The 25,524-nt window shown below is 60.7% G+C and carries 19 protein-coding genes and 1 pseudogene; 17 read left to right on the forward strand and 3 right to left on the reverse strand.

Translation table 11 applies throughout. The features are described 5' to 3' along the window. Positions 1-6 precede the first annotated feature (6 nt). Positions 7-1,404 carry a ribosome biogenesis GTPase Der gene (der, locus tag VN11_RS09260; protein WP_053449525.1) on the forward strand — a complete coding sequence of 466 codons (1,398 nt, stop codon included), beginning with the start codon at positions 7-9 and terminating at the stop codon, positions 1,402-1,404. 61 nt (positions 1,405-1,465) lie between these two features. Here der and VN11_RS09265 read toward each other — a convergent pair whose 3' ends face one another. Further along, positions 1,466-2,500: an alcohol dehydrogenase catalytic domain-containing protein gene (locus tag VN11_RS09265; RefSeq protein ID WP_080374897.1), complete on the reverse strand. Its 1,035-nt coding sequence runs from the start codon at positions 2,498-2,500 to the stop codon at positions 1,466-1,468. Between the two features lie 119 nt (positions 2,501-2,619). On the opposite strand from VN11_RS09265, the gene VN11_RS09270 reads away from it, so the two are divergent. The 12 genes and pseudogenes from VN11_RS09270 (at position 2,620) to VN11_RS09320 (ending at position 18,764) form a co-directional block, all read left to right on the forward strand. After that, positions 2,620-3,540, forward strand: a complete 921-nt coding sequence (locus VN11_RS09270; protein WP_428992462.1) for a LysR family transcriptional regulator — start codon at positions 2,620-2,622, stop codon at positions 3,538-3,540. Between the two features lie 51 nt (positions 3,541-3,591). Next, a complete protein-coding gene (gene moeB / locus VN11_RS09275; protein WP_053449527.1) occupies positions 3,592-4,734 on the forward strand; it encodes a molybdopterin-synthase adenylyltransferase MoeB in 1,143 nt (380 codons plus the stop codon). Between the two features lie 209 nt (positions 4,735-4,943). Beyond that, on the forward strand, positions 4,944-6,776 hold the full coding sequence (locus VN11_RS09280) for a monovalent cation:proton antiporter-2 (CPA2) family protein (RefSeq protein ID WP_053449528.1): 1,833 nt from the start codon (positions 4,944-4,946) through the stop codon (positions 6,774-6,776). Between the two features lie 267 nt (positions 6,777-7,043). Further along, a complete protein-coding gene (folD, locus tag VN11_RS09285) occupies positions 7,044-7,922 on the forward strand; it encodes a bifunctional methylenetetrahydrofolate dehydrogenase/methenyltetrahydrofolate cyclohydrolase FolD (protein ID WP_014036908.1) in 879 nt (292 codons plus the stop codon). A 572-nt stretch (positions 7,923-8,494) separates the two neighbouring features. Continuing rightward, on the forward strand, positions 8,495-9,952 hold the full coding sequence (gene guaB / locus VN11_RS09290) for an IMP dehydrogenase (RefSeq protein WP_005409308.1): 1,458 nt from the start codon (positions 8,495-8,497) through the stop codon (positions 9,950-9,952). A gap of 104 nt (positions 9,953-10,056) precedes the next feature. Then, positions 10,057-11,622, forward strand: a complete 1,566-nt coding sequence (gene guaA / locus VN11_RS09295) for a glutamine-hydrolyzing GMP synthase (RefSeq protein WP_005413109.1) — start codon at positions 10,057-10,059, stop codon at positions 11,620-11,622. Between the two features lie 479 nt (positions 11,623-12,101). Beyond that, complete coding sequence (locus VN11_RS09300; RefSeq protein ID WP_053449529.1) at positions 12,102-13,061, forward strand: HamA C-terminal domain-containing protein; 960 nt, start codon at positions 12,102-12,104, stop codon at positions 13,059-13,061. Continuing rightward, positions 13,048-15,639, forward strand: a complete 2,592-nt coding sequence (locus VN11_RS09305) for a DEAD/DEAH box helicase (RefSeq protein WP_053449530.1) — start codon at positions 13,048-13,050, stop codon at positions 15,637-15,639. Before VN11_RS09300 ends, VN11_RS09305 begins: the two co-directional genes overlap by 14 nt. 33 nt (positions 15,640-15,672) lie before the next feature. Next, positions 15,673-15,969, forward strand: a complete 297-nt coding sequence (locus VN11_RS21785; RefSeq protein ID WP_080374898.1) for a DCL family protein — start codon at positions 15,673-15,675, stop codon at positions 15,967-15,969. Between the two features lie 127 nt (positions 15,970-16,096). Beyond that, a protein-coding gene (locus VN11_RS09315; RefSeq protein ID WP_086009122.1) for an IS3-like element ISPa39 family transposase occupies positions 16,097-17,256 on the forward strand; the annotation gives its coding sequence in 2 pieces (ribosomal slippage) (positions 16,097-16,355 and positions 16,355-17,256; 1,161 coding nt in all). A 117-nt stretch (positions 17,257-17,373) separates the two neighbouring features. Then, a pseudogene (locus tag VN11_RS22230) lies at positions 17,374-17,577 on the forward strand (glutamine-hydrolyzing GMP synthase); the annotation flags it as partial. Between the two features lie 95 nt (positions 17,578-17,672). Continuing rightward, the gene (locus VN11_RS09320; RefSeq protein WP_080374899.1) at positions 17,673-18,764 is read left to right on the forward strand and encodes a DUF4062 domain-containing protein; all 1,092 of its coding nucleotides are present in this window, start codon (positions 17,673-17,675) and stop codon (positions 18,762-18,764) included. A 64-nt stretch (positions 18,765-18,828) separates the two neighbouring features. On the opposite strand, the gene VN11_RS09325 is transcribed toward VN11_RS09320, so the two are convergent. Together VN11_RS09325 and VN11_RS09330 are read right to left on the reverse strand one after the other, a co-directional pair. After that, entirely contained in the window at positions 18,829-19,185 is a 357-nt protein-coding gene (locus VN11_RS09325; protein WP_008266254.1) for a hypothetical protein, read from the reverse strand. A 550-nt stretch (positions 19,186-19,735) separates the two neighbouring features. Continuing rightward, on the reverse strand, positions 19,736-20,659 hold the full coding sequence (locus VN11_RS09330) for a LysR family transcriptional regulator (RefSeq protein ID WP_053449531.1): 924 nt from the start codon (positions 20,657-20,659) through the stop codon (positions 19,736-19,738). A 96-nt stretch (positions 20,660-20,755) separates the two neighbouring features. Here VN11_RS09330 and VN11_RS09335 point away from each other — a divergent pair, with 96 nt between their 5' ends. The 4 genes from VN11_RS09335 to VN11_RS22235 all read left to right on the forward strand — a co-directional run bounded on the left by VN11_RS09335 (position 20,756) and on the right by VN11_RS22235 (position 25,282). After that, on the forward strand, positions 20,756-21,595 hold the full coding sequence (locus VN11_RS09335; protein ID WP_053449532.1) for a type 1 glutamine amidotransferase domain-containing protein: 840 nt from the start codon (positions 20,756-20,758) through the stop codon (positions 21,593-21,595). 98 nt (positions 21,596-21,693) lie between these two features. Continuing rightward, positions 21,694-22,431: a hypothetical protein gene (locus tag VN11_RS09340; RefSeq protein WP_053449533.1), complete on the forward strand. Its 738-nt coding sequence runs from the start codon at positions 21,694-21,696 to the stop codon at positions 22,429-22,431. Between the two features lie 230 nt (positions 22,432-22,661). Continuing rightward, positions 22,662-24,437 carry an AAA family ATPase gene (locus VN11_RS21790; RefSeq protein WP_148564960.1) on the forward strand — a complete coding sequence of 592 codons (1,776 nt, stop codon included), beginning with the start codon at positions 22,662-22,664 and terminating at the stop codon, positions 24,435-24,437. After that, a complete protein-coding gene (locus VN11_RS22235) occupies positions 24,434-25,282 on the forward strand; it encodes an HNH endonuclease (protein ID WP_148564961.1) in 849 nt (282 codons plus the stop codon). Before VN11_RS21790 ends, VN11_RS22235 begins: the two co-directional genes overlap by 4 nt. Positions 25,283-25,524: the final 242 nt, after the last annotated feature.

A 25,524-nucleotide genomic window follows, 5' to 3' on the forward strand; every position in this document is an offset into this window, starting at 1 on the left:
ATCGCGATGCTGCCTTTGGTCGCCCTGGTTGGACGGCCGAATGTCGGCAAGTCGACTATTTTCAATGCGCTGACGCGCACCCGTGACGCGCTGGTCCATGACCAGCCCGGCGTCACCCGCGACCGCAACTACGGTGTCTGCCGTCTGGACGAGGACAACCATTTCCTCGTCGTCGACACCGGCGGTATCGCGGAAGAGGAAGAGGGCCTGGCCGGTGCCACCACCCGCCAGGCCCGCGCCGCTGCGGCGGAAGCGGACCTGATCCTGTTCGTGGTTGACGCCCGTGAGGGTACGTCGGCGATGGACGACGAGATCCTGGCCTGGCTGCGCAAGCTGTCGCGCCCGACGCTGCTGCTGATCAACAAGATCGACGGCACCGACGAGGACAGCGTGCGTTCGGAATTCGCCCGTTACGGCTTCAGCGAGATGCTGACCGTGTCGGCCGCGCATCGCCAGGGCCTGGACGACCTGCTGGACGAAGTGATCCAGCGCCTGCCCGAAGAAGGCAGCGGCGAAGAGCTGGACAACGATCCGAACCGCATCCGCATCGCCTTCGTCGGCCGCCCCAACGTGGGCAAGTCGACCCTGGTCAACCGCATCCTCGGCGAGGAGCGCATGATCGCTTCCGACGTGCCGGGCACCACCCGCGACTCGATCGCGGTGGACCTGGAGCGTGACGGCCGCGAGTACCGCCTGATCGATACCGCCGGCCTGCGCCGCCGCTCGCGCGTGGACGAGGTCGTCGAGAAGTTCTCGGTGGTCAAGACCATGCAGTCGATCGAGCAGTGCCAGGTGGCCGTGCTGATGCTGGATGCCACCGAAGGCGTGACCGACCAGGATGCCACCGTGCTCGGCGCCGTGCTCGATGCCGGCCGCGCGCTGGTGATCGCCATCAACAAGTGGGATGGCCTGACTGAGTACCAGCGCGAGCAGGCCGAGACCCTGCTGTCGCTGAAGCTGGGCTTCGTGCCGTGGGCCGAATCGGTGCGCATCTCGGCCAAGCATGGCTCGGGCCTGCGCGAGCTGTTCCGTGCGGTGCACCGCGCGCACGAGTCGGCCAACAAGACCTTCACCACCAGCGAAGTGAACAAGGCGCTGGAAGTGGCCTACGAGACCAACCCGCCGCCGACCATCCGCGGCCACGTCTCCAAGCTGCGTTACGTGCACCCGGCCGGCGCAAACCCGCCGACCTTCATCGTGCATGGCACGCGCTTGAAGGAACTGCAGGAATCGTACAAGCGCTACCTGGAGAACTTCTTCCGCAAGCGCTTCAAGCTGATCGGCACCCCGGTGAGCTTCATCTTCCGCGAGGGTACCAACCCGTACGAGGGCAAGAAGAACGTCCTCACCGAGCGGCAGGTCAAGGCCAAGCGGCGCTTGATGAAGCACGTCAAGGGCAAGTGATGCAGAAGAAGGCGGCCTCAGGGCCGCCTTTTTCGTTGTGGTGCATGGGCGGCCGCCTTGCTCAGGCGTGGCCCCACGGCAACAGCACGCCACGGAACCTCATCCTTCCCGACGACAGGCGGTCATACGCCTCGGTCGCGCGGTCCAGGTCAAAGGTCTCGACCATCGGCTTCACCTTGCCGGCGGCGGCAAGCTGCAGCACTTCGCTGAGGTAGTGCTGGCCACCATGGGTGGCGCCGATCACGCGCTGGCGCATCATGTGGAACGGCACGCCTTCGGACGAGATCGAGAAGGGCTGGCTGAAGTCCAGGCCGCACAGCACAACGCGCCCATCGACACGCAGGCCGGTCATCGCTTCTTCGGCCGAGCTGAACTCATTGGTGGTCACCAGCAGTACGTCGGCGCCACCGATGGCCTTCAGCTCCTTGCCATTGGCAACCACCTGGTCGGCGCCCAGCTGAAGGGCGAGCGCATGCTTGTCTGCGGAATGGGTGAGGGCGATGGTCTCGAAGCCGCAGGCCTTGGACAGCTGCAGGGCGACATGGCCCAGTCCACCGATACCCAGTACCGCGATCTTCTCCCGTGGCTGGGGCGCCGCATCGCGCAGCCCGCTCCAGGTGGTGTAACCGGCACACATCATCGGCGCCGCGTCCACGTAGGAGAGGCCGTCGGGCAGCAGTACCGTGCCTTCGGCAGAGATGGCGATGTACTGTGCGTGTCCACCCTGCGCAGCGAAGCCGGTGGTGCGAGGTGCATCGCAGTTCATCGCGGTCTGCCCGGACAAGGGCCGGCTCTCGCGGCAATAGGGGCATCGCCCGCATGCGGATTGGACCCATGAGGTCCCCACGCGATCACCCACCCGGCGCGTGTGCACGCCCGCGCCCACTTCCACGACCTCGCCGACCACTTCATGCCCTGGTGTCTGCGGGTAGATGTCGCCGCCGTAGCCCTGGGTTGCCCACACGTCCGTGTAGCACATGCCTGATGCGTGGACCTTGACCAGTACCTGGCCCGGTTCGATCACAGGCATCGGCACCTCCTGTACCTGCCACGGCACATTCGGCCCGGTCATCACAACCGCTTTCATCGTCTTCATCGTCTTGATCCTGTCCCGGTGGGTGAGCGCCGAGGGCGTGTGCCCACCGACACCCCGGAGCGTAGAATCGGCTAACTATCAAGACAAGCGCTTCAATATTTCACGATATGGTGAGTCGAATTCAGCAATCGAGCGGAGGTGATCTGGCCGCCTTCACGGCGTTCCTGGCGGTGGCAGCGCACCGGAGCTTCCGCAGTGCGGCGGCAGAGTTGAACATCACGCCCTCGGCGATCAGCCATGCGATCAAGGCGCTCGAGCAGCGGCTGGGTGCGCGCCTGTTCAATCGCACCACGCGCAGCGTCTCGCTGACCGATGCCGGGGAGCGGCTGGCGGAAAAGCTGCGGCCGGCCATGGCCTCGATCGAGGAGGCCCTGCAGTCCGTGGACACTGAAGCCGGCACGCCGCGTGGCACGGTCCGCATCAACGCCAGTGAAGGCGCCATACGGCTCGTGCTGAAGCCGGTGCTTGCGCGCTTCCTGCGCCAGTATCCGCAGGTCCACCTGGACATCGTCAGTGACGGCAGGTTGGGCGATATCGTGTCGGAGGGTTTCGATGCGGGTATCCGCCTGACCGAAGCCGTGCCCCAGGACATGGTCGCGATTGCCGTGACCGCCCCCATGCGCTTCGCGGCGGTTGCCTCGCCGGCGTACCTGCAGGCGCGTGGGCGGCCACTGCGGCCGCTGGATCTGCATCAGCACGACTGCATCCGTTTCCGCTTCGAAAGTGGGGCGATCTACCGTTGGGAGTTCGAGCATCAAGGCACCACCGAGCGGGTGAACGTCTCCGGGCCGATCACGCTGACGGACCAGCCGTTGATGGTCGACGCGGCCATTGAAGGTATCGGCATTGCCTTCGTTCCCGAGCATCTGGCGCTGGAGCCATTGGCCGATGGCCGCCTGCTGCGGCTGCTCGAGGACTGGTGTCCTGAGTTTCCCGGGCTTTCGCTGTACTACCCGGGCCATCGACATGTGCCGCCTGGGCTGAAAGCGCTGATCGGTCTTCTTCAGGAACAGCACGGCGGGCGCGGGCAGCCTGGGTAGCGCCGGGCATTGGTCAAGGCATGGCAGAGCGGCCTGCGCGATAATGCGGCCATGAGCATCCGAGAGCTTTCCCCCGCGCAGGCGCGCGAGCGCCTGGCCCATGGCGCAGTGCTGATCGATGTGCGCGAGGCGCACGAACGGGCCGGGGGCATGGCCGAGGGCGCGCGCGGCGTGGCCAAGGGCGAGCTGCAGGCCGACCCGGCCTCGCATCTGCCGCGGCACGACCAGGAAATCCTGCTGATCTGCCAGAGCGGCAGGCGCTCGGCTGATGCCGCGCTGTTCCTGAGGGAGGCCGGGTATGCCAACGTCGCTTCCGTGACAGGCGGTACCGTGGCCTGGCGCGAGCAGGTGCTGCCGCTGGTGCAGCCGCTGACCAGTGCGGCCGACCGCGACTTCTACGACCGCTATTCGCGCCACCTGCTGCTGCCGCAGGTGGGCGAGGCCGGCCAACGCCGCCTGCAGCAGTCGCGCGTGCTGGTGCTGGGCGCGGGTGGGCTGGGCGCACCGGCCGGCTTCTATCTGGCTGCGGCCGGGGTAGGGCATCTGCGCTTCGCCGACCACGACCGCGTGGAGCGCAGCAACCTGCACCGGCAGATCGTGCATACGGAGGCCAGTGTCGGCCAGCTCAAGGTTGATTCCGCGCGCGAGCGGCTGCTGGCGCTGAACCCGTCGATCGAAGTGGAGGCGGTACCCGAGCGCGTCACTTCCGAGAACGTGGACGCGCATCTGGACGGCGTGGACGTGGTGCTGGATGGCTCGGACAACTTCCCGCTGCGCTACCTGCTCAACGACGCCTGCATCAAGCACGCCAAGCCACTGGTGTATGCCGCCATCGAGCGCTTTGACGGCCAGGTAAGCGTGTTTGACGCCGGCCGCCAGCGCGGCGTGGCACCGTGCTACCGCTGCCTGTTCCCGGAGCCGCCGCCGCCGGAGTTTGCGCCGAACTGTTCCGAGGCAGGGGTGCTGGGCGTGCTGCCAGGGCTGGCCGGGGTGCTGCAGGCCACCGAGGTGCTGAAGCTGCTGCTGGGTATCGGCGAGCCGCTGGTGGGGCGGCTGCTGCGCTTTGATGCGCTGGGCATGCGCTTCCGCGAGACCGGCATCCGGCCGGACCCGCACTGCCCGGTGTGCGCGCCGGGGGTGCCGTTCCCGGGGTATATCGATTACGCCGCGTTTTGCCGGGGTGGCTCTCTGTAAAGTCGAGCCATGCTCGACTGCTCCGCGCGCTGAGGCCAAAAGCAGTCGAGCATGGCTCGACTCTACAAGACATGGTTTCAGGATGATCTGAGGGGTCACTCCCCACATCGTTCCACCTCCAAGACAATCCGGCGCAACATGCGTGCTATTGCCGTCATCGGCATTGCTCTATTGTTGAGCCCGATTCTGGATCTTGGGGAAAGCACCGCATGGCGGTAGAAGCAGCGACCAGCGAGCTGGTCAAGGTCGTGGCCCTGTTGGGCGCGGCGGTGGTGATGGTGCCCTTGTTCCGCCGGGCCGGCCTGGGCTCGGTGCTGGGCTACTTCGCCGCTGGCCTGGCGATCGGACCGTTCGGGCTGGGCTGGTTCTCCGACCCGCAGGCGATCCTGCATACCGCCGAGCTCGGCGTGGTGATGTTCCTGTTCGTGATCGGCCTGGAGATGCGGCCCTCGCACCTGTGGAGCCTGCGCAAGGAAATCTTCGGGCTGGGCACGCTGCAGATCGTCACCTGCGCGCTGGTGCTGACCAGCATCGCCAAGCTGTTCGGCTTCCCCTGGCAGGTCGCCTTCATCGGCGCCACCGGCTTCGTGCTCACCTCCACCGCGGTGGTCATGCAGCTGCTGGCCGAGCGCGGTGACATCGCGCTGCCGTCGGGGCAGAAGATCGTCTCGATCCTGCTGTTCGAAGACCTCTTGATCGTGCCGTTGCTGGCCTTGGTGGCGTGGATGGCGCCGAGCGCGGGCAGTGCCGATGGCGAAGGGTCGCGCTGGTTGTCGGTAGCGATCGGCGTCGGTGCCATCGTCGGCCTGGTGCTGGTCGGCCGCTTCCTGCTCAACCCGCTGTTCCGCGTGCTGGCCGAATCGAAGGCGCGCGAGGTGATGACCGCCGCCGCGCTGCTGGTGGTGCTGGGTGCGGCGCTGCTGATGCAGCTGTCCGGCCTGTCGATGGCGATGGGCGCGTTCCTGGCCGGCGTGCTGTTGAGCGAGTCGACCTTCCGCCACCAGATCGAGGCGGACATCGAACCGTTCCGCGGCATCCTGCTCGGCCTGTTCTTCCTCAGCGTGGGCATGGCGCTGGACCTGAGCGTGGTGGCCGCGCACTGGCAGCTGATCCTCGGCCTGGTGCTGGCGTTGATGGCGGCCAAGGCGCTGTGCATCTACGTGGTGGCGCGCATCATGGGCAGCGACCACGCGCAGGCGCTGGACCGTGGCGTGCTGATGGCGCAGGGCGGCGAGTTCGCGTTCGTGCTGTTTTCCGCCGCCGCATCGGCCGGCGTGATCGACCTGGACATCAATGCCAACTTCACCGCCGTGGTGGTGCTGTCGATGGCGCTGACCCCGCTGGTGGTGCTGGTCTACAAGCGCGTGGCGCCGAAGCCGACGGTGAACATGGACGGCGTGGACGAGGCCGACGGCCTGTCCGGCAGCGTGCTGCTGATCGGCTTCGGCCGCTTCGGCCAGGTCGCCAGCCAGTCGCTGCTGGCGCGCGACGTGGACGTGACCATCATCGACAACGATGTGGAGATGATCCAGAGCGCGGCGCGCTTCGGCTTCAAGATCTATTACGGCGATGGCACGCGTCTGGACGTGCTGCATGCTTCGGGTGCCGCCACTGCGCGCGCGATTGCGGTGTGCGTGGACAAGGCCGAGGCCGCCGACCGCATCGTTGAGCTGGTGGCGCATGAATTCCCGCAGGCCAAGCTGATGGTGCGCTCGTTCGACCGCGAGCATTCGCTGCGGCTGATCCATGCCGGTGTCGATTTCCAGATCCGCGAGACGTTTGAGTCGGCGGTGCTGTTCGGCCAGGCCGCGCTGGTGGAGCTGGGTGCGGATGAGGATGATGCGGTGGAGATTGCCGAGCAGATCCGCCGCCGCGATGCCGAGCGCTTCGAGCTGGAAATTGCTGGTGGCGGTTTGAATGCCGGCGCGCGGATGATCTACGGCAACAGCCCGCAGGGCGTACCGACGCCGACCCCGTTCACCGCACCGAAGCGGGCGAGCAAGACGCTGAACCCGCAGGATGTGCCGGAAGAGGAAGAGTAGCCACCGGTCGTGCCGGCCACTGGCCGGCAACCTTGGAGCACCATCCGTCGGTAGTGCCGGCCGCTGGCCGGCAATTACGGAAACGTTCCGACGCCATGTGGTTGCCGGCCAGCGGCCGGCACTACCGGCGGATATGGAATCATTCCGATGTCATGAGGTTGCCGGCCAGCGGCCGGCACTACCGGTGCGCGGTGTCGACGCGCGGCGGTGGGCGAGGGGGCCTGAATCGGGGACAATAGCGTCCCCGCCGCCCCACGCCCACCCCCGATGACCGATTCCGCCCCCCAGCTTCCTGCCCGCATCCTTGATGGCCGCCGTATCGCCGAGGACCTGCTCGACAGCCTGAAGGTGCGCGTCGACGCCCGCGTGGCCGCCGGTGGCAGCCGTCCGGGCCTGGCCGTGGTGTTGGTGGGCGGCGACCCGGCCTCGACCGTGTACGTGCGCAACAAGCGCCGCGCCGCCGAGAAGGTCGGTATCGAGGCACACGACTACGACCTGCCGGCCGGCACCACCGAAGCCGAGCTGCTCGACCTGATCGATCAGCTCAACGCCGACCCGAAGATCAACGGCATCCTGATCCAGCTGCCGCTGCCGGGCATCCCGGACGCGCGCCGCCTGATCCAGCGCATCGACCCGCGCAAGGACGTGGACGGCTTCCACCCGGAGAACGTCGGCCACCTGGCCCTGCGCGAGTTCGGCCTGCGCCCGTGCACCCCGCGCGGCATCACCACGCTGCTGGGCCACACCGACCAGCCGGTGCGCGGCCGCAACGCCACCATCGTGGGCGTGAGCAACCATGTCGGCCGGCCGATGGGCCTGGAGCTGCTGATTGCCGGCTGCACCGTGACCAGCTGCCACAAGTTCACCCCCAAGGACGTGCTGGAACAGGCCGTGCGCAACGCCGACATCCTGGTGGTGGCGGTGGGCCGCCCGGGCATCGTGCCGGGCGAGTGGGTGAAGCCGGGCGCGGTGGTGATCGACGTCGGTATCAACCGGCTGGATGATGGTCGTCTGGTGGGTGACGTCGGGTTTGAAGCGGCGGCCCAGCGGGCGAGCTGGATCACCCCGGTGCCGGGTGGCGTGGGCCCGATGACCGTGGCCACGTTGATGCAGAACACCCTGGAAGCGGCGGAAGCGCTGAGCTGACCTTTTGGGGTGGTGCCGACCGTTGGTCGGCACAATGCGGACATGCGGATGACCCGCTCCTGGTAGGTGCCAACCTTGGTTGGCACACATACATCGGGGCCATCGGCCCATCTGGGGCACCGGTGCCGGACAGATCGTGCCAACCAAGTTTGGCACCTACCAAAGGCGCTCCAGGACTGCCCCGAGTGATCCTCTTAAGGTGGGTGCCGACCGTTGGTCGGCACATCCATCGGGGCCATCGGCCCATCTGGGGCACCGGTGCCGGACAGATCGTGCCAACCAAGGTTGGCACCTACCAAAGGCGCTCCAGGACTGCCCCGAGTGATCCTCTTAAGGTGGGTGCCGACCGTTGGTCGGCACATCCATCGGGGTCATCGGCCCATCTGGGGTCCAGTTGCCGGACGGGCCGTGCCAACCAAGGTTGGCACCCACCAAAGGCGGTACGCCACCGGCGGCCCGGATGGCCTCCTGAACCAATGATCGCCCGCGCGACACTGCGTCGCATCTACCCCCTGCCACGGGGCGCGAAAACAGGGTAAAATGTCGCGCTTCCCCACATCTCGGGTATGCCGATGCTGCGCATCCAGGCTGAAGCACTCACTTACGACGACGTCTCGCTCGTCCCCGCCCATTCGACCATCCTGCCCAAGGACGTCAACCTCGAAACGCGGTTGACTCGCGACCTGAAGCTCAAGCTTCCGATCCTGTCCGCAGCCATGGATACCGTCACCGAAGCCCGCCTGGCCATCGCCATGGCACAGCTTGGCGGCATGGGCATCATCCACAAGAATCTCAGCCTGGAACAGCAGGCCGCGGAAGTGGCCAAGGTCAAGAAGTTCGAGGCCGGTGTCATCCGCGACCCGATCACCGTCGGCCCGGAAACCACCATCCGCGACGTGCTGGCCCTGACCCAGGCGCACAACATCTCCGGCGTGCCGGTGGTGGGCAGCGACGGCCTGCTGGCCGGCATCGTGACCCACCGCGATATGCGCTTCGAGACCGAGCTGGATGACCCGGTCCGCCACATCATGACCAAGAAGGATCGCCTGATCACGGTCAAGGAAGGCGCCGCCTCTGACGAAGTGCTGCAGCTGCTGCACCGCAACCGCATCGAAAAGGTGCTGGTGGTCAATGACTCGTTCGAACTGCGTGGCCTGATCACCGTCAAGGACATCCAGAAGAACACCGACTTCCCGAACGCTGCCAAGGATCTGTCGACCCGCCTGCTGGTCGGCGCTGCCGTCGGCGTGGGTGGCGATACCGATCGCCGCGTGGAAGCGCTGGTCGCCGCCGGCGTGGACGTGATCGTGGTCGATACCGCGCACGGCCACTCGCAGGGCGTGCTGGACCGCGTCAGCTGGGTCAAGAAGAACTTCCCGAACGTGCAGGTCATCGGTGGCAACATCTGCACTGGCGAAGCCGCACTGGCGCTGCTGGACAGCGGCGCGGACGCAGTGAAGGTGGGCATCGGCCCGGGCTCGATCTGCACCACCCGCGTGGTTGCCGGCGTCGGCGTGCCGCAGGTCACCGCCATTGACCTGGTGGCCGAAGCGCTGCAGGACCGCATCCCGCTGATCGCCGACGGTGGCATCCGCTACTCGGGCGACATCGGCAAGGCGCTGGCCGCCGGTGCCTCGACCATCATGGTCGGCGGCCTGCTGGCCGGTACCGAAGAATCGCCGGGCGAGACCGAGCTGTACCAGGGCCGTTCGTACAAGAGCTACCGCGGCATGGGTTCGCTGGCTGCCATGGAGAAGGGGTCGAAGGACCGCTACTTCCAGGACGCCGCCACCGCCGACAAGCTGGTGCCGGAAGGCATCGAAGGCCGCGTGCCGTACCGCGGCCCGGTGGGCGGCATCATCCACCAGCTGATGGGCGGCCTGCGCGCCACCATGGGCTACGTGGGCTGCGCCACCATCGAAGACATGCGCAGCAAGCCCAAGTTCGTGAAGATCAGCGGCGCCGGCCAGCGTGAGAGCCACGTCCACGACGTGACGATCACCAAAGAGCCGCCGAACTACCGCGCCTGACGCGGGATGAGCAAAGAGGAACGAGGAAGCTGATTCCCGTTCCTCTTTTTCCATCTGCTGCTGCAAATCTGATTTCGTTTTCCCTACTGCATTGCCAGGGCGCCATGACCAACATCCATAACGACAAGATCCTGATCCTCGATTTCGGCGCGCAGTACACGCAGCTGATCGCCCGCCGCATCCGCGAGCTGGGCGTCTACTGCGAAATCTGGGCGTGGGACCACAACCCGGCCGAGATCGCGGCGTTCGGCGCCAAGGGCATCATCCTGTCCGGTGGCCCGGAATCGACCACGCTGCCGGGTGCGCCGGCCGCGCCGCAGGAAGTGTTCGACAGCGGCCTGCCGATCTTCGGCATCTGCTACGGCATGCAGACCCTGGCCGCGCAGCTGGGCGGTGCCACCGAAGCGGCGGACCAGCGCGAGTTCGGCCACGCCGAAGTGAACGTGATCAACCCGGATGCACTGTTCAAGGGCCTGAGCGACCACGGCGGCGAGCCGAAGCTGAATGTCTGGATGAGCCACGGCGACCACGTCTCCGTTGCACCCCCGGGCTTCACCATCACCGCCACCACCGACCGCATTCCGGTGGCCGCCATGGCCAACGAAGAAAAGCGCTGGTACGGCGTGCAGTTCCACCCGGAAGTGACCCACACCCTGCAGGGCCAGGCGCTGCTGCGCCGCTTCGTGGTGGATGTGTGCGGCTGCCAGACCCTGTGGACCGCCGCCAACATCATCGACGACCAGATCGCCCGCGTGCGCGAACAGGTGGGCGATGACGAAGTGATCCTGGGCCTGTCCGGCGGCGTCGATTCGTCCGTCGTGGCCGCGCTGCTGCACAAGGCCATCGGCGAGAAGCTGACCTGCGTGTTCGTGGATACCGGCCTGCTGCGCTGGCAGGAAGGCGACCAGGTGATGGCGATGTTCGCCGAGCACATGGGCGTAAAGGTCGTTCGCGTGAATGCCGCCGACCGTTACTTCGCCGCGCTTGAAGGCGTGAGCGACCCGGAAGCCAAGCGCAAGATCATCGGCAACCTGTTCGTTGAGATCTTCGACGAAGAGTCGAACAAGCTAAAGAACGCCAAGTGGCTGGCGCAGGGCACCATCTACCCGGACGTGATCGAGTCGGCCGGCAGCAAGACCGGCAAGGCGCATGTGATCAAGAGCCACCACAACGTGGGCGGCCTGCCGGAGCACATGAAGCTGGGCCTGGTGGAGCCGCTGCGCGAGCTGTTCAAGGACGAAGTGCGCCGCCTGGGCGTTGAGCTGGGCCTGCCGCGCACCATGGTCTACCGCCATCCGTTCCCGGGCCCGGGCCTGGGCGTGCGTATCCTGGGCGAAGTGAAGCGCGAATACGCCGAACTGCTGGCCAAGGCCGATGCCATCTTCATTGATGAGCTGCGCAAGGCCGACCTGTACGACAAGACCAGCCAGGCGTTTGCCGTGTTCCTGCCGGTGAAATCGGTGGGCGTGGTGGGTGATGCGCGGGCTTATGAGTGGGTGATTGCGCTGAGGGCCGTGGAGACGATCGACTTCATGACCGCGCATTGGGCGCATCTGCCGTATGAGTTCCTGGGTACGGTGAGTAACCGGATAATCAATGAGTTGCGGGGGGTGTCGCGGGTGGTTTATGACATCTCGGGGAAGCCGCCGGCGACCATTGAGTGGGAATGAGTTAAAAGAACGAGGGCGCCGAGAGGTGCCCTTGTTGGTTTCTAGAGCTTGACCTTGAGATTGATCGGAGCGACGGAGAGTGTGGCGCGCAACCTGGGCCTCGCTAGGGTGACTGGCGGCTCTTTGCCGTTTGGTGGCAATTTCAAAAAGGACTGCATTTCAGAATCAGGTTGCCGTTCGAAAGAGTGTACGAGAGACGTTGAGCTGCTCCGGATCTACCGAATCCAACTTGCCATCGATCTTGACGCCGAATTCGAGTGGTCAGATAAGAAGGGATGCGGCCGCTCACTGGGGCTGTGCTAAACGTATGCGATCGGATCGACCCTGAACTAGCCGCCTTACCGAAAGTACATTTCGTCAGTCTATTGATGGTCTCTGCCCTCTCTGCGGTTGTGATGGACGACCCGGGCTAGGGTAGTTACATTTCCTCTTCAGGCCTCGAAGTATCGGCCAGGGACTCGGTATGGAACGGAGGGGGCGTGTCGAATATTACTGCAGCAGATCTGGAGGCCGCGCTTACAGGGAATCCTGAAGCACTTGATGTTCACCTCGCTCTTGTGTCGAGAGATGTTTCTATTGATGGGCATCTTGTAAAGATTCACTGTCATTGCCTGACGCTAGACGGAAATGGGCGAGTTCAACCGCGCCGATTGGCAGAGTTTATGCGGAATGCTGTCGTGGACTATGCGATCCCACGCTCACAACTTTTGGAGGCTAAGGCGCGGGACCAAAAGTTCAATAGCTCGGAAGCAGTAACTGAGCTGGTAGAGCGAGCTAAACGTTCGTTTACCGACTTGGCGACTAGCGGTGAAGGGGGGGAGATGCTTCTGTTCTTGTTGGCGGAACGCTTCCTCAAGCTGCCTCAGATTCTTTGCAAAATGGATCTGAAGACGGATACGCGAATGCACTATCACGGGGCCGACGGCGTTTACGCTGGGGTGACGGACGACGGTCTGCTAAAGCTCTACTGGGGAGAGTCGAAGGTTTACGGTGACGCGAGTGCAGCCGTTCGTGAGTGCCTTCGTTCCTTGTCGCCGTTTTTGACTGAGCCAGATCACGAGGATGCTGAAAGAGAGCGCGATCTGCTACTACTGAGCGATAAGGCAGATCTTAGTGATCGTCGCCTCACCGAGGCAATAAAAAAGTACTTCGATAAGTCTTCGGTTATGTCGAAGCGTGTACAGTATTGCGGGGTGGCCCTTGTAGGGTTCGATGCGCCATTCTATCCGGGAGAAAATGCAAAAGGGATTGCTGAGGATATCCTCGAAGCCTCTCGAGCTGCGCTTGTTGGGTGGGCTGATCGCATTGGCGAGCGGCTCATTGTAGAGAAACTTGATCAGGTCGAAATTGAACTGCTATGCGTACCCCTGCCATCGGCTGATGGATTTCGTGCGGCATTCTTGAAGGCTATGGGGATCGCGAACAATGAGTCTTGCTGAACTACAGTCTTGGCTTCTTGAAAATGGAATCCGAGATGACCTCAATAAGTTGACTCGGCTCACCGTCCGCAATGAGCTTGATAATTTAGCGCCGGAGGAATCTTCAGATTCCGCTGAATCCATTGACTGGGCAAGGTTGCTTCTGGCTGGCAGCATTCTGGCCCGATCTAATGAGAAAGGCGATCAGGATGCCGCTCTACGTATCGCAACAGGCGCAGTGTTGTTGGCAAAAGGCCAAGCGCTGAAAGATGCTGGCGGAGTACTGATGAGCAAGCTGTCGAACTTTCGTGCAATTTCATTAGCTTGCGTTCGTAAACTCGTATCAGCCGATCTTGATTCCAGACTCGGCACAGCGCTGCGTCTTGAGTCCCACCGTAGGGAGATGGATCGGTCCATTTTGGTGCAGGCAAGTGGGACTTGGCTGCAGGTAAATGATTTTCAGAAGATGTTCTGGGCCAATGCTAGGAGAGAAGGTTGGCTTTCAGCATCTGCCCCCACTGCTTCTGGAAAAACGTTCTTAGTTCTTCAGTGGCTAATTGACCAAGTGAAGACTGGTGGAAATCAAGTCGCAGTCTACCTTGCACCTACTCGAGCGCTAGTATCTGAAATAGAAAAAAATCTTAGAGATTCACTCGATCACAGCGAGCTGATTGAAGTCTCATCATTGCCACTTCCTGAAAAGTACAGGGTCGCGCGAGCAGGTGGTGCTCGAGTAATTCTCGTGTTCACCCAGGAGCGACTGCATCTTCTTGCTAACGTGCTTGGGGATGAGTTGCTAATTGATTTGCTCATCGTTGATGAGGCTCACAAAATAGGCGACAATCAACGCGGTGTGATTTTGCAGGATGCCGTAGAGCGGGTTACTCGCGCTAACCCTCAGTTGAAAGTTGTTTTTATTAGTCCGGCTACTCAGAACCCTGAGGCATTGCTCGCCGACGCGCCCAGCGGCGTGCAGACGATTGCAGTGGACAGCGACTCCTCGACAGTGCTCCAGAACTTAGTTGTCGCTAGCCAAGTTTCGCGACGCCCGAAGCTTTGGGAACTAAAGCTGAGGCAGCAGGGAGGAGAGTTGCCAATTGGGACGCTGCAGCTTGCTAGCACGCCTGTTGGAATCAAGAAGCGACTGGCCTTCATCGCGGCTGCTGTCGGGGAAAGAGGTGGAACGTTAGTCTATTCGAACGGGGCCGGTGAGGCAGAAGAGGTGGCAGACTTAATTAGTCAACTCTTGCCTAAGCTTGACGTCGTCGATCCTGAACTTTCGCAGCTTGCTGAGCTTGCTCGAAAGGGCGTGCATAGTGATTTTCTGCTTGCTCCGCTTGTCGAGTTGGGTGTTGCGTTTCATTACGGGAATATGCCTTCCCTGCTTCGGTTGGAAATTGAGCGGCTTTTTCGCCTGGGGAAAATACGTTTTCTGGTTTGTACATCGACCTTGATTGAGGGTGTAAATTTATCGTGCCGAACGATTGTTGTGCGAGGGCCTCGCAAAGGTAAAGGGCACCCGATGGAGCCGCACGATTTTTGGAACTTGGCTGGTCGCGCCGGTCGATGGGGAGATGAATTTCAAGGGAACATAATTTGCATTGATCCAGCGGATGAGACAGCCTGGCCTGGAGGTGTCCCGGGACGCGCGCGGTATCCCATCAAGCGTGAGAGTGACGCAGTTGTCGAGCAGGGGGATTGCGTTACGGAGTATCTGTCCAGCAGGGGAGCAGTGGATCAAGCCAGCATTGAGGGTAGCGATAAATTTGAGCAAGTGGGGGCCTATTTGCTAACGACATTTATGCGGCTTGGCTCCATTTCGAAGGCCGGGCTTGCGAAGCGCCATGATCCCGCATTGATAGCGAAGCTCGACTATGCATTGGGCACGCTCGCAGACGGGATTGAGATCACCGTGGATTTGGCGTCGCGGCATCCGGGCGTAAGCGCTATTGGCCTCCAGCGGCTTCTTGAGATGTTTCGTTCTTACGCTGGTGATGTGGAGAACCTGCTGCCGGCGGAAGTTGCGAGTGACGATAGCTATGATCGATTCATAACTATTATGGAAAGAGTAAATTCGCACGTATTTCGTGCGTTCTCTCCTGATGCCAGAATTCGGTTGTTCGCTTTGATCGTTGTGAAGTGGTTAAAGGGATACTCGCTGTCCCGGATCATTCGTGACAGCGTTGAGTGGCATCAGAAAGCAAAAAGACCTTACAAACTTCCTATCCTGATCCGGGATACGATGGAGTTAGTCGAACAGATAGCTAGATTCAGAGCGCCCAAGTACCTGTCAGCGTACATGGATGTGCTTCACTTGCACCTTCGCGAGATAGATCGTGAGGATCTTATCGAGGATGGTCTAGATATAGGCACGCAGCTCGAATTCGGTGTTTCTTCGGCCACTCTTCTTTCTCTAATGGAGCTAGGGCTCTCGAGGATGTCTGCCGTCGCTTTGTATGAAAGAATTGCCCGCGATGATCTCAGTCGTGAAGAATGCGTGGCCTGGATAATTGATCGAAATAGTCAGCTTCAATCAATGGAGATTCCGGGTCTAATCATTCGCGAGGTGAGGGAGTGCCTAGCACTGTCTAGTAGCTAGTTGTGGATTAATAAAAGCGCCTGGAGTTTTCTTATGCCTGCAAAGCCAATTAGCCTTGGACATATGAATTTTGCGAAGAGAGGGGATGCTGTAAAGTATTTAAGGGAGATGCTTTATCAGTACAGTCTTGGTGATCGTGTTGCCGATGGTGACGCTGTGATTTTGATGGCGGCACTGGAACACCATCCAGGCGCATCCGAAAAAATTGGATCTGGCGTAAGCCATTTTTCCGTACGCAGTGCTGACTTCGGGACAAGATGCTTCTGGGTGAATAGGCTTGATGGCACCTCTGAGAAATTCTCCATCACGGGTTCGATTCATGGGAGGTGAACGAGTTCGAGCTTGTGGTGTTTAGCTCTCCTTATTTACTTTCGATGGAAGGCAGGCAGGGGTGACCTGCCCCCCGTTTTCCGGGCCAACCTGATCTTAGTAGAGTCCGTCTCACAAGAGGACGGACATGAAGAAGCGATACACCGAAGAGCAGATCATCGGCTTCCTGAAGCAGGCGGCCGCCGGCACGCCGGTCAAGGAGCTTTGCCGCAAGCACGGCTTCAGTGACGCGTCGTTCTACCTGTGGCGGCGCAAGTTCGGCGGCATGGATGTGCCCGACGCCAAGCGCCTGAAGGCACTGGAAGCGGAGAACGCGCGGCTCAAAAAGCTGTTGGCCGAGTCGATGTTGGACAACGAAGCGCTGAGGATCGTGGCGCGGGGAAAATACTGAGCCCGCCGACGCGACGGGCTGCCGTCGCGGACGTGCGGGCGAAGCTGGGCCTGTCGGAGCGGCGGGCCTGCCGGGCACTGGGCTTGTCACGCAGCGTGTTGCACTACCAGCCGCGCATGGCGAACGCGCCGTTGCAGGCCAGGCTCGTTGCGTTGGCGGGCGAACGTCGCCGGTTCGGCTACCGACGGCTGCACATCCTGCTGGAACGGGAGGGCTGGATCGCCAACCACAAGCGAATCTACCGGCTGTACCGCAACGCTGGCCTGGCGGTGCGCAAGCGCCGCAAGCGCGATCGCGTGGCCGTCGAGCGCCGTCCGCTGCAGCTGCCGTCGGGGCCCAACCACACCTGGTCGATGGACTTCGTCTTCGACGCCCTGGCCAACGGGCGCCCGATCAAGTGCCTGACGGTGGTGGACGATTGCACCAAGGAAGCGGTGGAAATCGCCGTCGGCCGGAGGATAAATGGCCAGAACGTGGCCGACATCCTGGATGCGGTATGCCGTTTCCGCGGCTACCCCGCGGCGATCAGGACCGACCAGGGACCCGAGTTTACCGGCCGGGCGCTGGACCAGTGGGCGACCGCCAACGGCGTGACGCTTGTGCTGACCCAGCCAGGGAAACCCACGCAGAACGCCTATGTGGAGAGCTTCAACGGCAAGTTCCGGGACGAATGCTTGAACGAAAACTGGTTTATCTCGCTCGAGCACGCACGGGCGGTAATCGCCATCTGGCGCAAGGACTACAACGAGGTGCGTCCGCACAGCTCACTGCCCAAATGCACGCCTGCCGAGTTCGCCGCCGCGCTGCGCAACGAAGGTGCCTTGACTGGTTCGACCGCTGATCGAAACCTGACCCACCGGAGCGGTATGCTCCCCAACCTGGACTCTACTAAGTAGCTAGTGGCCCTGAGAAAGGGGGCAGGTCAGGGGGGGCAGAGATCACTCTGGCCTGACATTCCTGTAAGCCCGCTCGGCCAGTTCGCGGCAGGGGAAGAGCGACCTAACGACCTGTAAGCAAAGCGCAAGATCATTGGCAACTTGTTGGTTAAGATCTTCGATGAGGAGTCGAACAAGCCAAGGAGCGCCAAGTGGCAGGCGCAATGTACAATCTACCCGAACGTGATCGAGTCGGCTGGCAGCAAGAGCGGCAATGCGCATGTGATCAGAAGCAATCACAACGTGGGTGGTTTGCTGGATCGCATAAAGTTTGGGCTTCTGCTTTCATAGGTCTGCAAGATATGAAGTTCGACGCTATTCTTGTTCGTAGTATTATTATTTGAATTACCGAGTGGTGCCATGGGGCGAGTCTTTCTATGAACAGTAATAAGAAGTTGCAAGTATTTGTTTCTTCGACTTATCTTGACTTAAAGCTGGAGCGCCAGGCGGCTGTTGAGGCAATTCTTAAGGCTGGTCATATTCCGGCTGGAATGGAGCTTTTTTCAGCTGGTAGCGAATCTCAGTTGGAGACGATTCGTCGGTGGATCGATGATTCGGATGTCTATATGCTCATACTAGGCGGTAGATATGGAAGTGTGGACCCACAGACCTCTCTGAGTTATACGGAGTTGGAGTACGATTATGCGCTAAGTCAGGGTAAGCCAATATTTTCTGTGGTGATCGAAAGTCAGGCGTTAGAGAATAAGATCAGGCTGGAAGGATCCGCTGCGCTCGAGGCTGACTATCCCAAAGAGCTTAAGTTCTTTAGAGAGAAGGTTCTTTCTAAAATTTCGTCTTTCTTCTCGGACGAAAAAGATATTAAATTGGCTGTTCATGAGACTTTGGCCGATTATTCAAAGCGCCTTGACTTTACCGGTTGGATATCTGGCCGTGAAGCGGTGGATACAAAACCATTGCTTGAAGAATTGGCTCGTCTAAGAGAGGATAAGGAAAAGCTGCAGGCCCGATTGGACTCGATGATTCACCAGGCCCCAAAGCAGGCTTCTGGTGCTGCCAAAAAATGGCCTGACGAAGATATGCGCGAAATAGTGGAGATGCTTAACGAAATAGAGGTGTCCACAAGAGTGTTCCTAAAGGAAGAGGATGCGGAGCCGGTTTCTTATCCCGTCATGAGAATCGTCTCGGTGTTGAGGGATAAATTGGTCACCGGGGTGACCAATAAAATGGGCTCGAGTAAGGTGGATAACTTTCTCTACTATAACGTTCTTCCCAAGTTGGAGATCTATGATCTGGCCGGCCTCGAGAAGGTGGCTGGTATGCAGTGGCAGCGCTATAGGCTTACTGCTAAAGGGAAGGCGCTCATTGCGTTTTTCGACAAGGATGCGTCAAGGAAGGTATCGAAATCAGCTGCGGCGGAAGGTGGCCAAGGTGAAGCTATCAAAGCGGTGGATATGGTTTCCGAAGCGCCTAGAAAGGCCGGCAAGTCAAAGGCAAATAAGGGCGAGTGAGCTTTTTAACCTCACTGATTTGTCGGTAAGTTGGGGTCAGTAAGATAGTATGTGTCTTGTGTGTTCACTCCGGCCTAACCTCCCGGCAAGCCCACTCAACCAACCCTCTACAAGCCAGAAACAGCCCATCCACAACCCCCTCATCCAAGTGCCTTTCCGGCTCCGCTGCTACTCGGCAGCGGTCTGCCGCGTGCAGCACCTCCAGCACCGTCAGCGCGCCCACCATCGCGCGCTCGCTCTTCGCCAGGCTCACGCGGCGGCCGGGTGACACATCGTTCTCCGGCCAGGGCAATCCATCGGCTCCCTCACCCGCGCGAATGCGCGTGAGGATGCCGAGCAGGGAGTTCAGGTCGGGCAGGGGAGTGTCGTCGTTGATGGGCTCAACAACGGTGTACGAGGAAAAGGTGTCGGACTTTTTCATGGCGTCGGCTTCCGTGGCTGTACTTAACAGTGCCACCGTGAAGAAGGTGGCGGACGATGCGTGGCTGCAAACCGGAAGAAGCGATGTCATAAGACCGGCGGGCCCGAAAGCCCCCACGCACCGCCCGCCATACAGGCCGACGGATTGCCCGCCGGCACCGCTTGGGGACGGTGCCGACGGGCAAGCGCAAACTACAGACATCGCTTTCATCGGGTTTGCAGACCCGGCCACCCGTTGTCGGTGGCGCGTCATGTTGTTTACGCGGTCGCTCCGAATACCAATTGAAATTCGCGAAGAGATCGCAGAATTCGAGAGCGGAAATCTATTGTGGCACGCACTATTCGTGCCGTAGGCCTCACGATCCGACGCATTCGCGCAGGCGCGCTGTTGATCGCGAACAAGAGCGTCGCAATCGCCCGTGCCTTCAGGGGATAGCGAGACAGCCGCCTTTACAACAATTCGTATTCCGAACCGGGCCGCAGCACCGCGCGATCAGTCAGACAGGCCGAAAAGCGGTCCAAAGCCGACACCGCGGGAAGACAGCAGAAACTCAACCCACGCCGTCCTCAACCACCGCCACATTCCCCACCAGCAACTCAATCATCGCCCGCGCCGCCGCCGACTGCCGCCGATGCGGCGCATAGATCACCGAGAACGGCCTCGACCGCCCCCGCAGCTGCGGCAGCACTTCCACCAGCTGCCCACGCTGCAACCGCTCGCGCACGATGAACGCATAGCTCTGGCAGATGCCGATGCCCTGTTCGGCCAGCGACACCACGCCCAGCACATCGTCAGAGGTCTCGATGGACGAACGCGGCAGCCAGTCCACGTCGCGCCCGCCTTCGCGGAAGACCCACGGCGCCAGCCGCCCAGTGCGCGGCATCACGAACGGCAGGCACAGGTGCTGCTGCAGGTCATCCAGCGTCTGCGGCGTACCCCGGCGCTGCAGGTAGTTCGGCGAAGCCACCAGCACCAAAGGCGCGTCCTCCAGCTTCCGCCCCACCAGCCCGCTGTCCGGCAGCTGTCCCAGGCGGATGGCCAGGTCGAAGCCTTCGGCCACCAGGTCCACGTTGCGGTTGGTGATGTTCAGTTCCACCTGCACCTGCGGATATTGCTGCGCAAAGCGCGCCAGCACGGGCGGCAGCCGGTAGTGGCCATAGGTGGTGGGCACGCTCAGGCGCACGCGGCCGGCCAGCGCACCGTCCTGGGCCAGTACGTCGCGCTCGGCGTCGTCCAGCAGGCCGAAGGCGGTGCGCACCTGTTCCAGATAGAGCCGCCCGGCGTCGGTCAGGCTCACGCGGCGGGTGGTCCGCTGCAGCAGCTGCCGGCCCAGCCGCGCTTCCAGGCGGGTGACCGCGCGGCTCAACACCGAGGGCGTGGTGGACAGCGCCACCGCGCCGGCGGTGAACGAGCCGTGCTCGACCACCGCCAGGAACACCTCCACATCGCCCAGGTAGTCGAACTTGCGGCTCATTTAGCTCTCCGGGGAACAGATGTTTTGCGATGGGGCCAATTTATCGCCGCTGGGGCGATGAATACAGTGGCCGCCATTCCCCAATAGGACTTCCCCATGAACCTGATGACCCGACTGGCCGCAGCGCTGGCCCTGACCCTGGCCGCGACCGGTGCGCAGGCCGCCAACGTGCTGGTGGTGCTGTCCGACGAAAACCACCTGGACCTGAAGGACGGCAAGGTGCTGTCCACTGGCTTCTATCTCAACGAGCTGATGCAGCCGGTCAAGCTGCTGCTGGACGCGGGCCACGCGGTGACCTTCGCCACGCCGCAGGGGCGGGCGCCGACGGTGGATGCGTCCTCGGTGACGCCGGCGTACTTCGGCAACGATGCCGCGCAGCTGACGCTGCACAAGGAGCTGCTGGAGAAACTGGCGCTGACCTCGCCGACGGCTTCGCCGGTGGTCAGCCTGGCGCGCATCGAGCAGCAGGGCTACGCGCGGTTCGATGCGGTCTACATTCCCGGTGGCCACGCACCCATGCAGGACCTGCTGAAGAGCCCGGCGCTGGGCCGCTTGCTGGCCGACTTCCACCAGCGCAACAAGACCACTGCGCTGGTCTGCCACGGGCCGATCGCGCTGTTGTCCGCGCTGCCGGATGCGGGTGGTTTTGTGGCGAAGCTGGAGGCGGGTGCGATGCCGGCCACGCCGAAGTGGATCTACAGCGGCTACCAGATGACGGTGATCAGCAACCAGGAAGAGGAGCAGGCCAAGCCGCTGCTGGGTGGCGGTGAGATGAAGTTCTACCCGCAGACCGCGTTGCAGCGGGCGGGCGCGAAGTTTAGCAGCAACACTACGCCGTGGACCGGGCATGTGGTGGTGGACCGTGAGCTGATCACCGGGCAGAACCCGGCTTCGGCGCTGGAGGTGGGGCAGCGGCTGGTGGAGCGGTTGAAGTAAGGCGGGCTCCGCATCGCAAGCGGTGCCGTGGCACCATGGCGGACTGGCCCCGTCCTTATCGGCGAGGCCGGTTTTCCAAGGAAGCCATTCAACACGACATGCGAACGTCCATCCGCTTCATTGTCTCCGCGCTGTGCCTTGGCCTGCTGTCTGGTTGCGCCAGCGGGCCGGATTACCACCATTCCAATCGCGAGATCACCAGCGCATTCGTGGCCGACGACGGCAAGCTGTACCTGCTGCCGGTCTATGACGAGCCGGTGCGCTTCGACGCCGCGTCGTTCCGCGATTACCGTGCGCTGATGGACAGCCCGCTGCGCGAGGCCGTGGTCTGCGCGCAGCTGTACTTCCGCGAGGACTGGCGCGTGCCGGCCGACAGGGCCAAGGTACATGGCAGCTACGCGCTGCTGCTGCGGCCAGAGCAGGTGACGCCGGAGCAGGCGGCGCAGTTCAAGCTGGAGCGGCTGGAGATCAGCCCGCGGGTGGCCAAGGCCATTGATGAGTTGACCCGCCGGCCGTACATCCTTGAAGCCCGGAGCCGTTACGAGCTGGCGGCCAACCCGGACTGCAATCTTTCCAGGAAGGGCGGCAGCTATTACAGCGCGCTGTTTGAGAGTGATGGCGAGCGAGTGAAGTTGCCGGACGCTGCGGCGCTGGCCGAGAAGACGAAGCTTCCGCAGTCGATTACCGCGCGGGCTGAGCGGATCCGGCCGGACGATACGAACAAGCCGGGGGGTGGGACCGCTGCCGGGAAGGTGCTGGGCGCGGCGTTGGTGCCTGTGGCGGTTCCGGTGTTTGTGTTGAGCCTGCCGTTTCTGGGGCCGGATCATTGGAAGTGAGAGTGTCGGCGGTGCTTGGCATCGGGTGAAGCGACCGGGTGGGGGGGGCGATAGCCTTCCTTGGAAAGTTGTGTTCCCTCGTATGGCAAGGGGCCCTGTGCGGAACCGGTAGTGCGTGATGCTGCATTCTGTGCGAGCAGCCGGAACGTAAGGCCAGCGAAAGTTTGAATGCTTAATCGGACAGAGCTGTCACAGCTTGGTTAAGTTCATATCAATTCAGGGGGAAATTCGTGAAGTTCAAACTTTACTTTGCGCGAAGCTTCGAAGCTGCAATGCAGCTCGAGCAAAGCGTCGCTGTAGTTGTTTGGCCAAGAGAAGATGCTTCGGGTAATGCTGAGGGACGGCTAGAGGCTGGTATGTGCGTGAAGATGTACCAGCAATCAGTGATCTTTAAGTCTCCAGTCGCGTTCTTCTCAGAAAGATTCACCGATTGTAAAAGTGCTATTGAAGCGGTCCTTCTGGGGCGAGATCTGGTCGAAGTTGAATCAGGATTTATAAGTGTATCGGGAGCCGGCGAGAAAGATAAGGGGGCTCCATCTTGGTTTGCCACGCTTCAAGGAAACATTGAGTCGTATCGACACTTGGTGCGCAGCATCGGATCTCACGCTACCAAGCTAGCCCTGAAGTCTGCTCATGATGTTCTCCTTTACGATCCTGGGAGTAATGTTTCCGGTGGCGGGAAGTCCGTTGAGAAGTCAGATGTGTTCAGAAATGTTGTCCTTAGGTCACATGAGCGATATTTTGCATATCGGCGTGGCGCAGATGTTCTGGATGGCGCGGAATTGAGATCGCTACAGAGATCAAGTGCGAAAGCGCTCGTCAGCTTTAAGTTATCTGGTTTTCGAAGTCGCCATGAAATTTCGTTGAACTTTGAGAATTCTGGGTTGTTCGACCGAAGGATAAATGTTCTCATTGGTGAGAATGGAGTGGGTAAGTCTCAGACTTTGGTAAACATTGTGCATGGGCTTGCTCGTTCCAAGATTGATAGTTTGGTGCAATCGAATGATCCTTTTAGTCGAGTAATCGCGTTCAGCTCCTCTCCGGGCCGGTCCTCTTTGCCTGGCAAGCTCAGAAGTCAGCATATTCTTCTATACCGTCATTTTGCGCTATCGCCATCCTGGGTGCGTTCAGGCGATAAAGGGGCGCTTACTGCAGCGTTGGTTGACTTGGTTCGGGATGACACTCGAATCGGGGGGAGAAGTAGATTCCAGATTTTTGATCGAGCTTTGAAGAAATGGCTCCCGCTGGCTCGCATTGGTCTTCCGATAAAGAAGTCGCATGCCACTCCGAGGCACTACGTTACGAGGGGCGGTGACGTCTACTTGCCGCTCAGTCTTCTTCTTGGAGCTTCAAGTTCAGTCATGGACAGCTTCCTTGATGGGCTTGACTCGGATCGTGGTCCGGAATTTTTCTCTGAAGGCGATATTCTGGATAGTCGCTATTCTCATGCTTCACGACCGAATGATTCGGCTCGAGGGGCTCTGCGTGAGCTGCAGCCACTCAGTAGTGGTCAGCAACTTTTTTTCAAATTCTCTCTAAATTTGTGCGCGTTCATTGAGTCGGGAGCATTGGTTCTTGTCGATGAGCCTGAGAATCATCTTCATCCAGCGTTTATTACTCAGCTAATGTCACTTCTTCGTGAAGTTCTCCGGGAAACGGGTTCATTTGCTGTCGTCGCGACGCATTCCCCATTTGTTGTTCGAGAGGTTACCGGCGCTGATGTCTCAATTCTGAGCAGAACGAATGATGGAGAGCCACTTGTAAGGAGTCCCAGGCTCCAAACACTTGGGGCAAGCGTTGCTGCCGTATCGGCCTACGTATTTGGGGATGAAACAGTTGTTACGCTCGCTAGATTGACAGAGGACGCGTTTCAGCGTCTTAAGGGGAGGAATGTAGACCCGAATAGCGAGCACGAGCTTGCCATGCTAAGTAAGGAGATGAGTACTGAGGCTGTTGCATACATTAGGGCGAGCCTCCTTCGTAACTCCCTTGGAGGCGATCAATGAAGTATATACGGCGTCCAAAATTTTTTGACTTCAAAGTTGCCGTTGAGATTGGGGGGCAAAAGAATCTAAGCTCGTTCCCGCTTTTTCGGGATAACATTGGGTCGGTTTTCGCGTCCTATAGGCAGTACATCAGGGCAAGGGGAGGTATTCCTGTTTCGCATCCATTGCTGCCTGAGGGGCTGAATACAGCAATGAGGGCGCATTACACTGGTGAGATAAACTCTCTTAAGTTCATTGAATACATCAGAAAAAAAATCTCTCCAGGCGTCTGCCCTGTGTGTGGGGCTCAATCGCCCGCTACGATTGATCATGTGCTCCCGAAAGAGGCATGGCCGGTTTACTCTTTTCTTTCTAGGAATCTTGTTCCGGCCTGTGATCAGTGCAATCGCAAGAAAGGGGTGAAATTCTTTCAGGCGAACTCAGGTGGGCGTCCAATTCATCCATACTATGATAAATTCTTATTGAATCGCATCGCTGTCGCGAAGATTGATCCGCCGTTCGCGTACCCGGTGATTTCAATCGTCGCCCATCAAGGGCCAAGTATTGCGGAGATGGAGGTAATTGAGTGGCATCTCGAGGAGGTTGTTAGGAAGACATCAATATGTGATTCCCTTTGCGAACGTTGGATAAATATTTGCCGAGATCCGCGTGCATACTATGAGACCCTACAGTTTCCTGGTGTGACCGTAGAAATGGCTGTCTTGAGTAAGCTGAAGTCGCAGGATAGCGCTCATGGAACTCCCAATAACTGGGAATCGATGCTGCAATTTGCAATTGCAAATAATCCGGATGCCTTGTTGTATCTTGAGGGATGCTTGGCTGATCCGCGTGAGAACTTGGCTTAGATTATGTTTGGATGAGAATGGTAAGCAAAGATGGCGGCGGGCGTGCCCTGCCGAAGTCTAGGAGGGATATTTCCAGCTGGATGGTGGGCGGGCCGGCGAAGCTTGTTTCAGTCGGATGAGAAGCACGAATGCGATCCAGAATGGGTTGGCCTGACTGATTGACTTTGTGCGGGTGGCGGGAGCGGTAAGCGCAATGAGACAGCCGAACGAGGGACTTGCGCTGGACCGCAATCCAATCTCAG

Source organism: Stenotrophomonas maltophilia (genome assembly GCF_001274595.1).
In the GTDB taxonomy this organism is placed as follows: Bacteria; Pseudomonadota; Gammaproteobacteria; order Xanthomonadales; family Xanthomonadaceae; genus Stenotrophomonas; species Stenotrophomonas forensis.

Bases quoted from the DNA above. Each gene is read 5' to 3' on its own strand.
- der (WP_053449525.1), top strand. From the start codon at position 7: ATGCTGCCTTTGGTCGCCCTGGTTGGACGGCCGAATGTCGGCAAGTCG.
- VN11_RS09265 (WP_080374897.1), bottom strand. From the start codon at position 2,500: ATGAAGACGATGAAAGCGGTTGTGATGACCGGGCCGAATGTGCCGTGG.
- moeB (WP_053449527.1), top strand. From the start codon at position 3,592: ATGAGCATCCGAGAGCTTTCCCCCGCGCAGGCGCGCGAGCGCCTGGCC.
- VN11_RS09280 (WP_053449528.1), top strand. From the start codon at position 4,944: ATGGCGGTAGAAGCAGCGACCAGCGAGCTGGTCAAGGTCGTGGCCCTG.
- folD (WP_014036908.1), top strand. From the start codon at position 7,044: ATGACCGATTCCGCCCCCCAGCTTCCTGCCCGCATCCTTGATGGCCGC.
- guaB (WP_005409308.1), top strand. From the start codon at position 8,495: ATGCTGCGCATCCAGGCTGAAGCACTCACTTACGACGACGTCTCGCTC.
- guaA (WP_005413109.1), top strand. From the start codon at position 10,057: ATGACCAACATCCATAACGACAAGATCCTGATCCTCGATTTCGGCGCG.
- VN11_RS09305 (WP_053449530.1), top strand. From the start codon at position 13,048: ATGAGTCTTGCTGAACTACAGTCTTGGCTTCTTGAAAATGGAATCCGA.
- VN11_RS21785 (WP_080374898.1), top strand. From the start codon at position 15,673: ATGCCTGCAAAGCCAATTAGCCTTGGACATATGAATTTTGCGAAGAGA.
- VN11_RS09320 (WP_080374899.1), top strand. From the start codon at position 17,673: ATGAACAGTAATAAGAAGTTGCAAGTATTTGTTTCTTCGACTTATCTT.
- VN11_RS09325 (WP_008266254.1), bottom strand. From the start codon at position 19,185: ATGAAAAAGTCCGACACCTTTTCCTCGTACACCGTTGTTGAGCCCATC.
- VN11_RS09330 (WP_053449531.1), bottom strand. From the start codon at position 20,659: ATGAGCCGCAAGTTCGACTACCTGGGCGATGTGGAGGTGTTCCTGGCG.
- VN11_RS09335 (WP_053449532.1), top strand. From the start codon at position 20,756: ATGAACCTGATGACCCGACTGGCCGCAGCGCTGGCCCTGACCCTGGCC.
- VN11_RS09340 (WP_053449533.1), top strand. From the start codon at position 21,694: ATGCGAACGTCCATCCGCTTCATTGTCTCCGCGCTGTGCCTTGGCCTG.
- VN11_RS22235 (WP_148564961.1), top strand. From the start codon at position 24,434: ATGAAGTATATACGGCGTCCAAAATTTTTTGACTTCAAAGTTGCCGTT.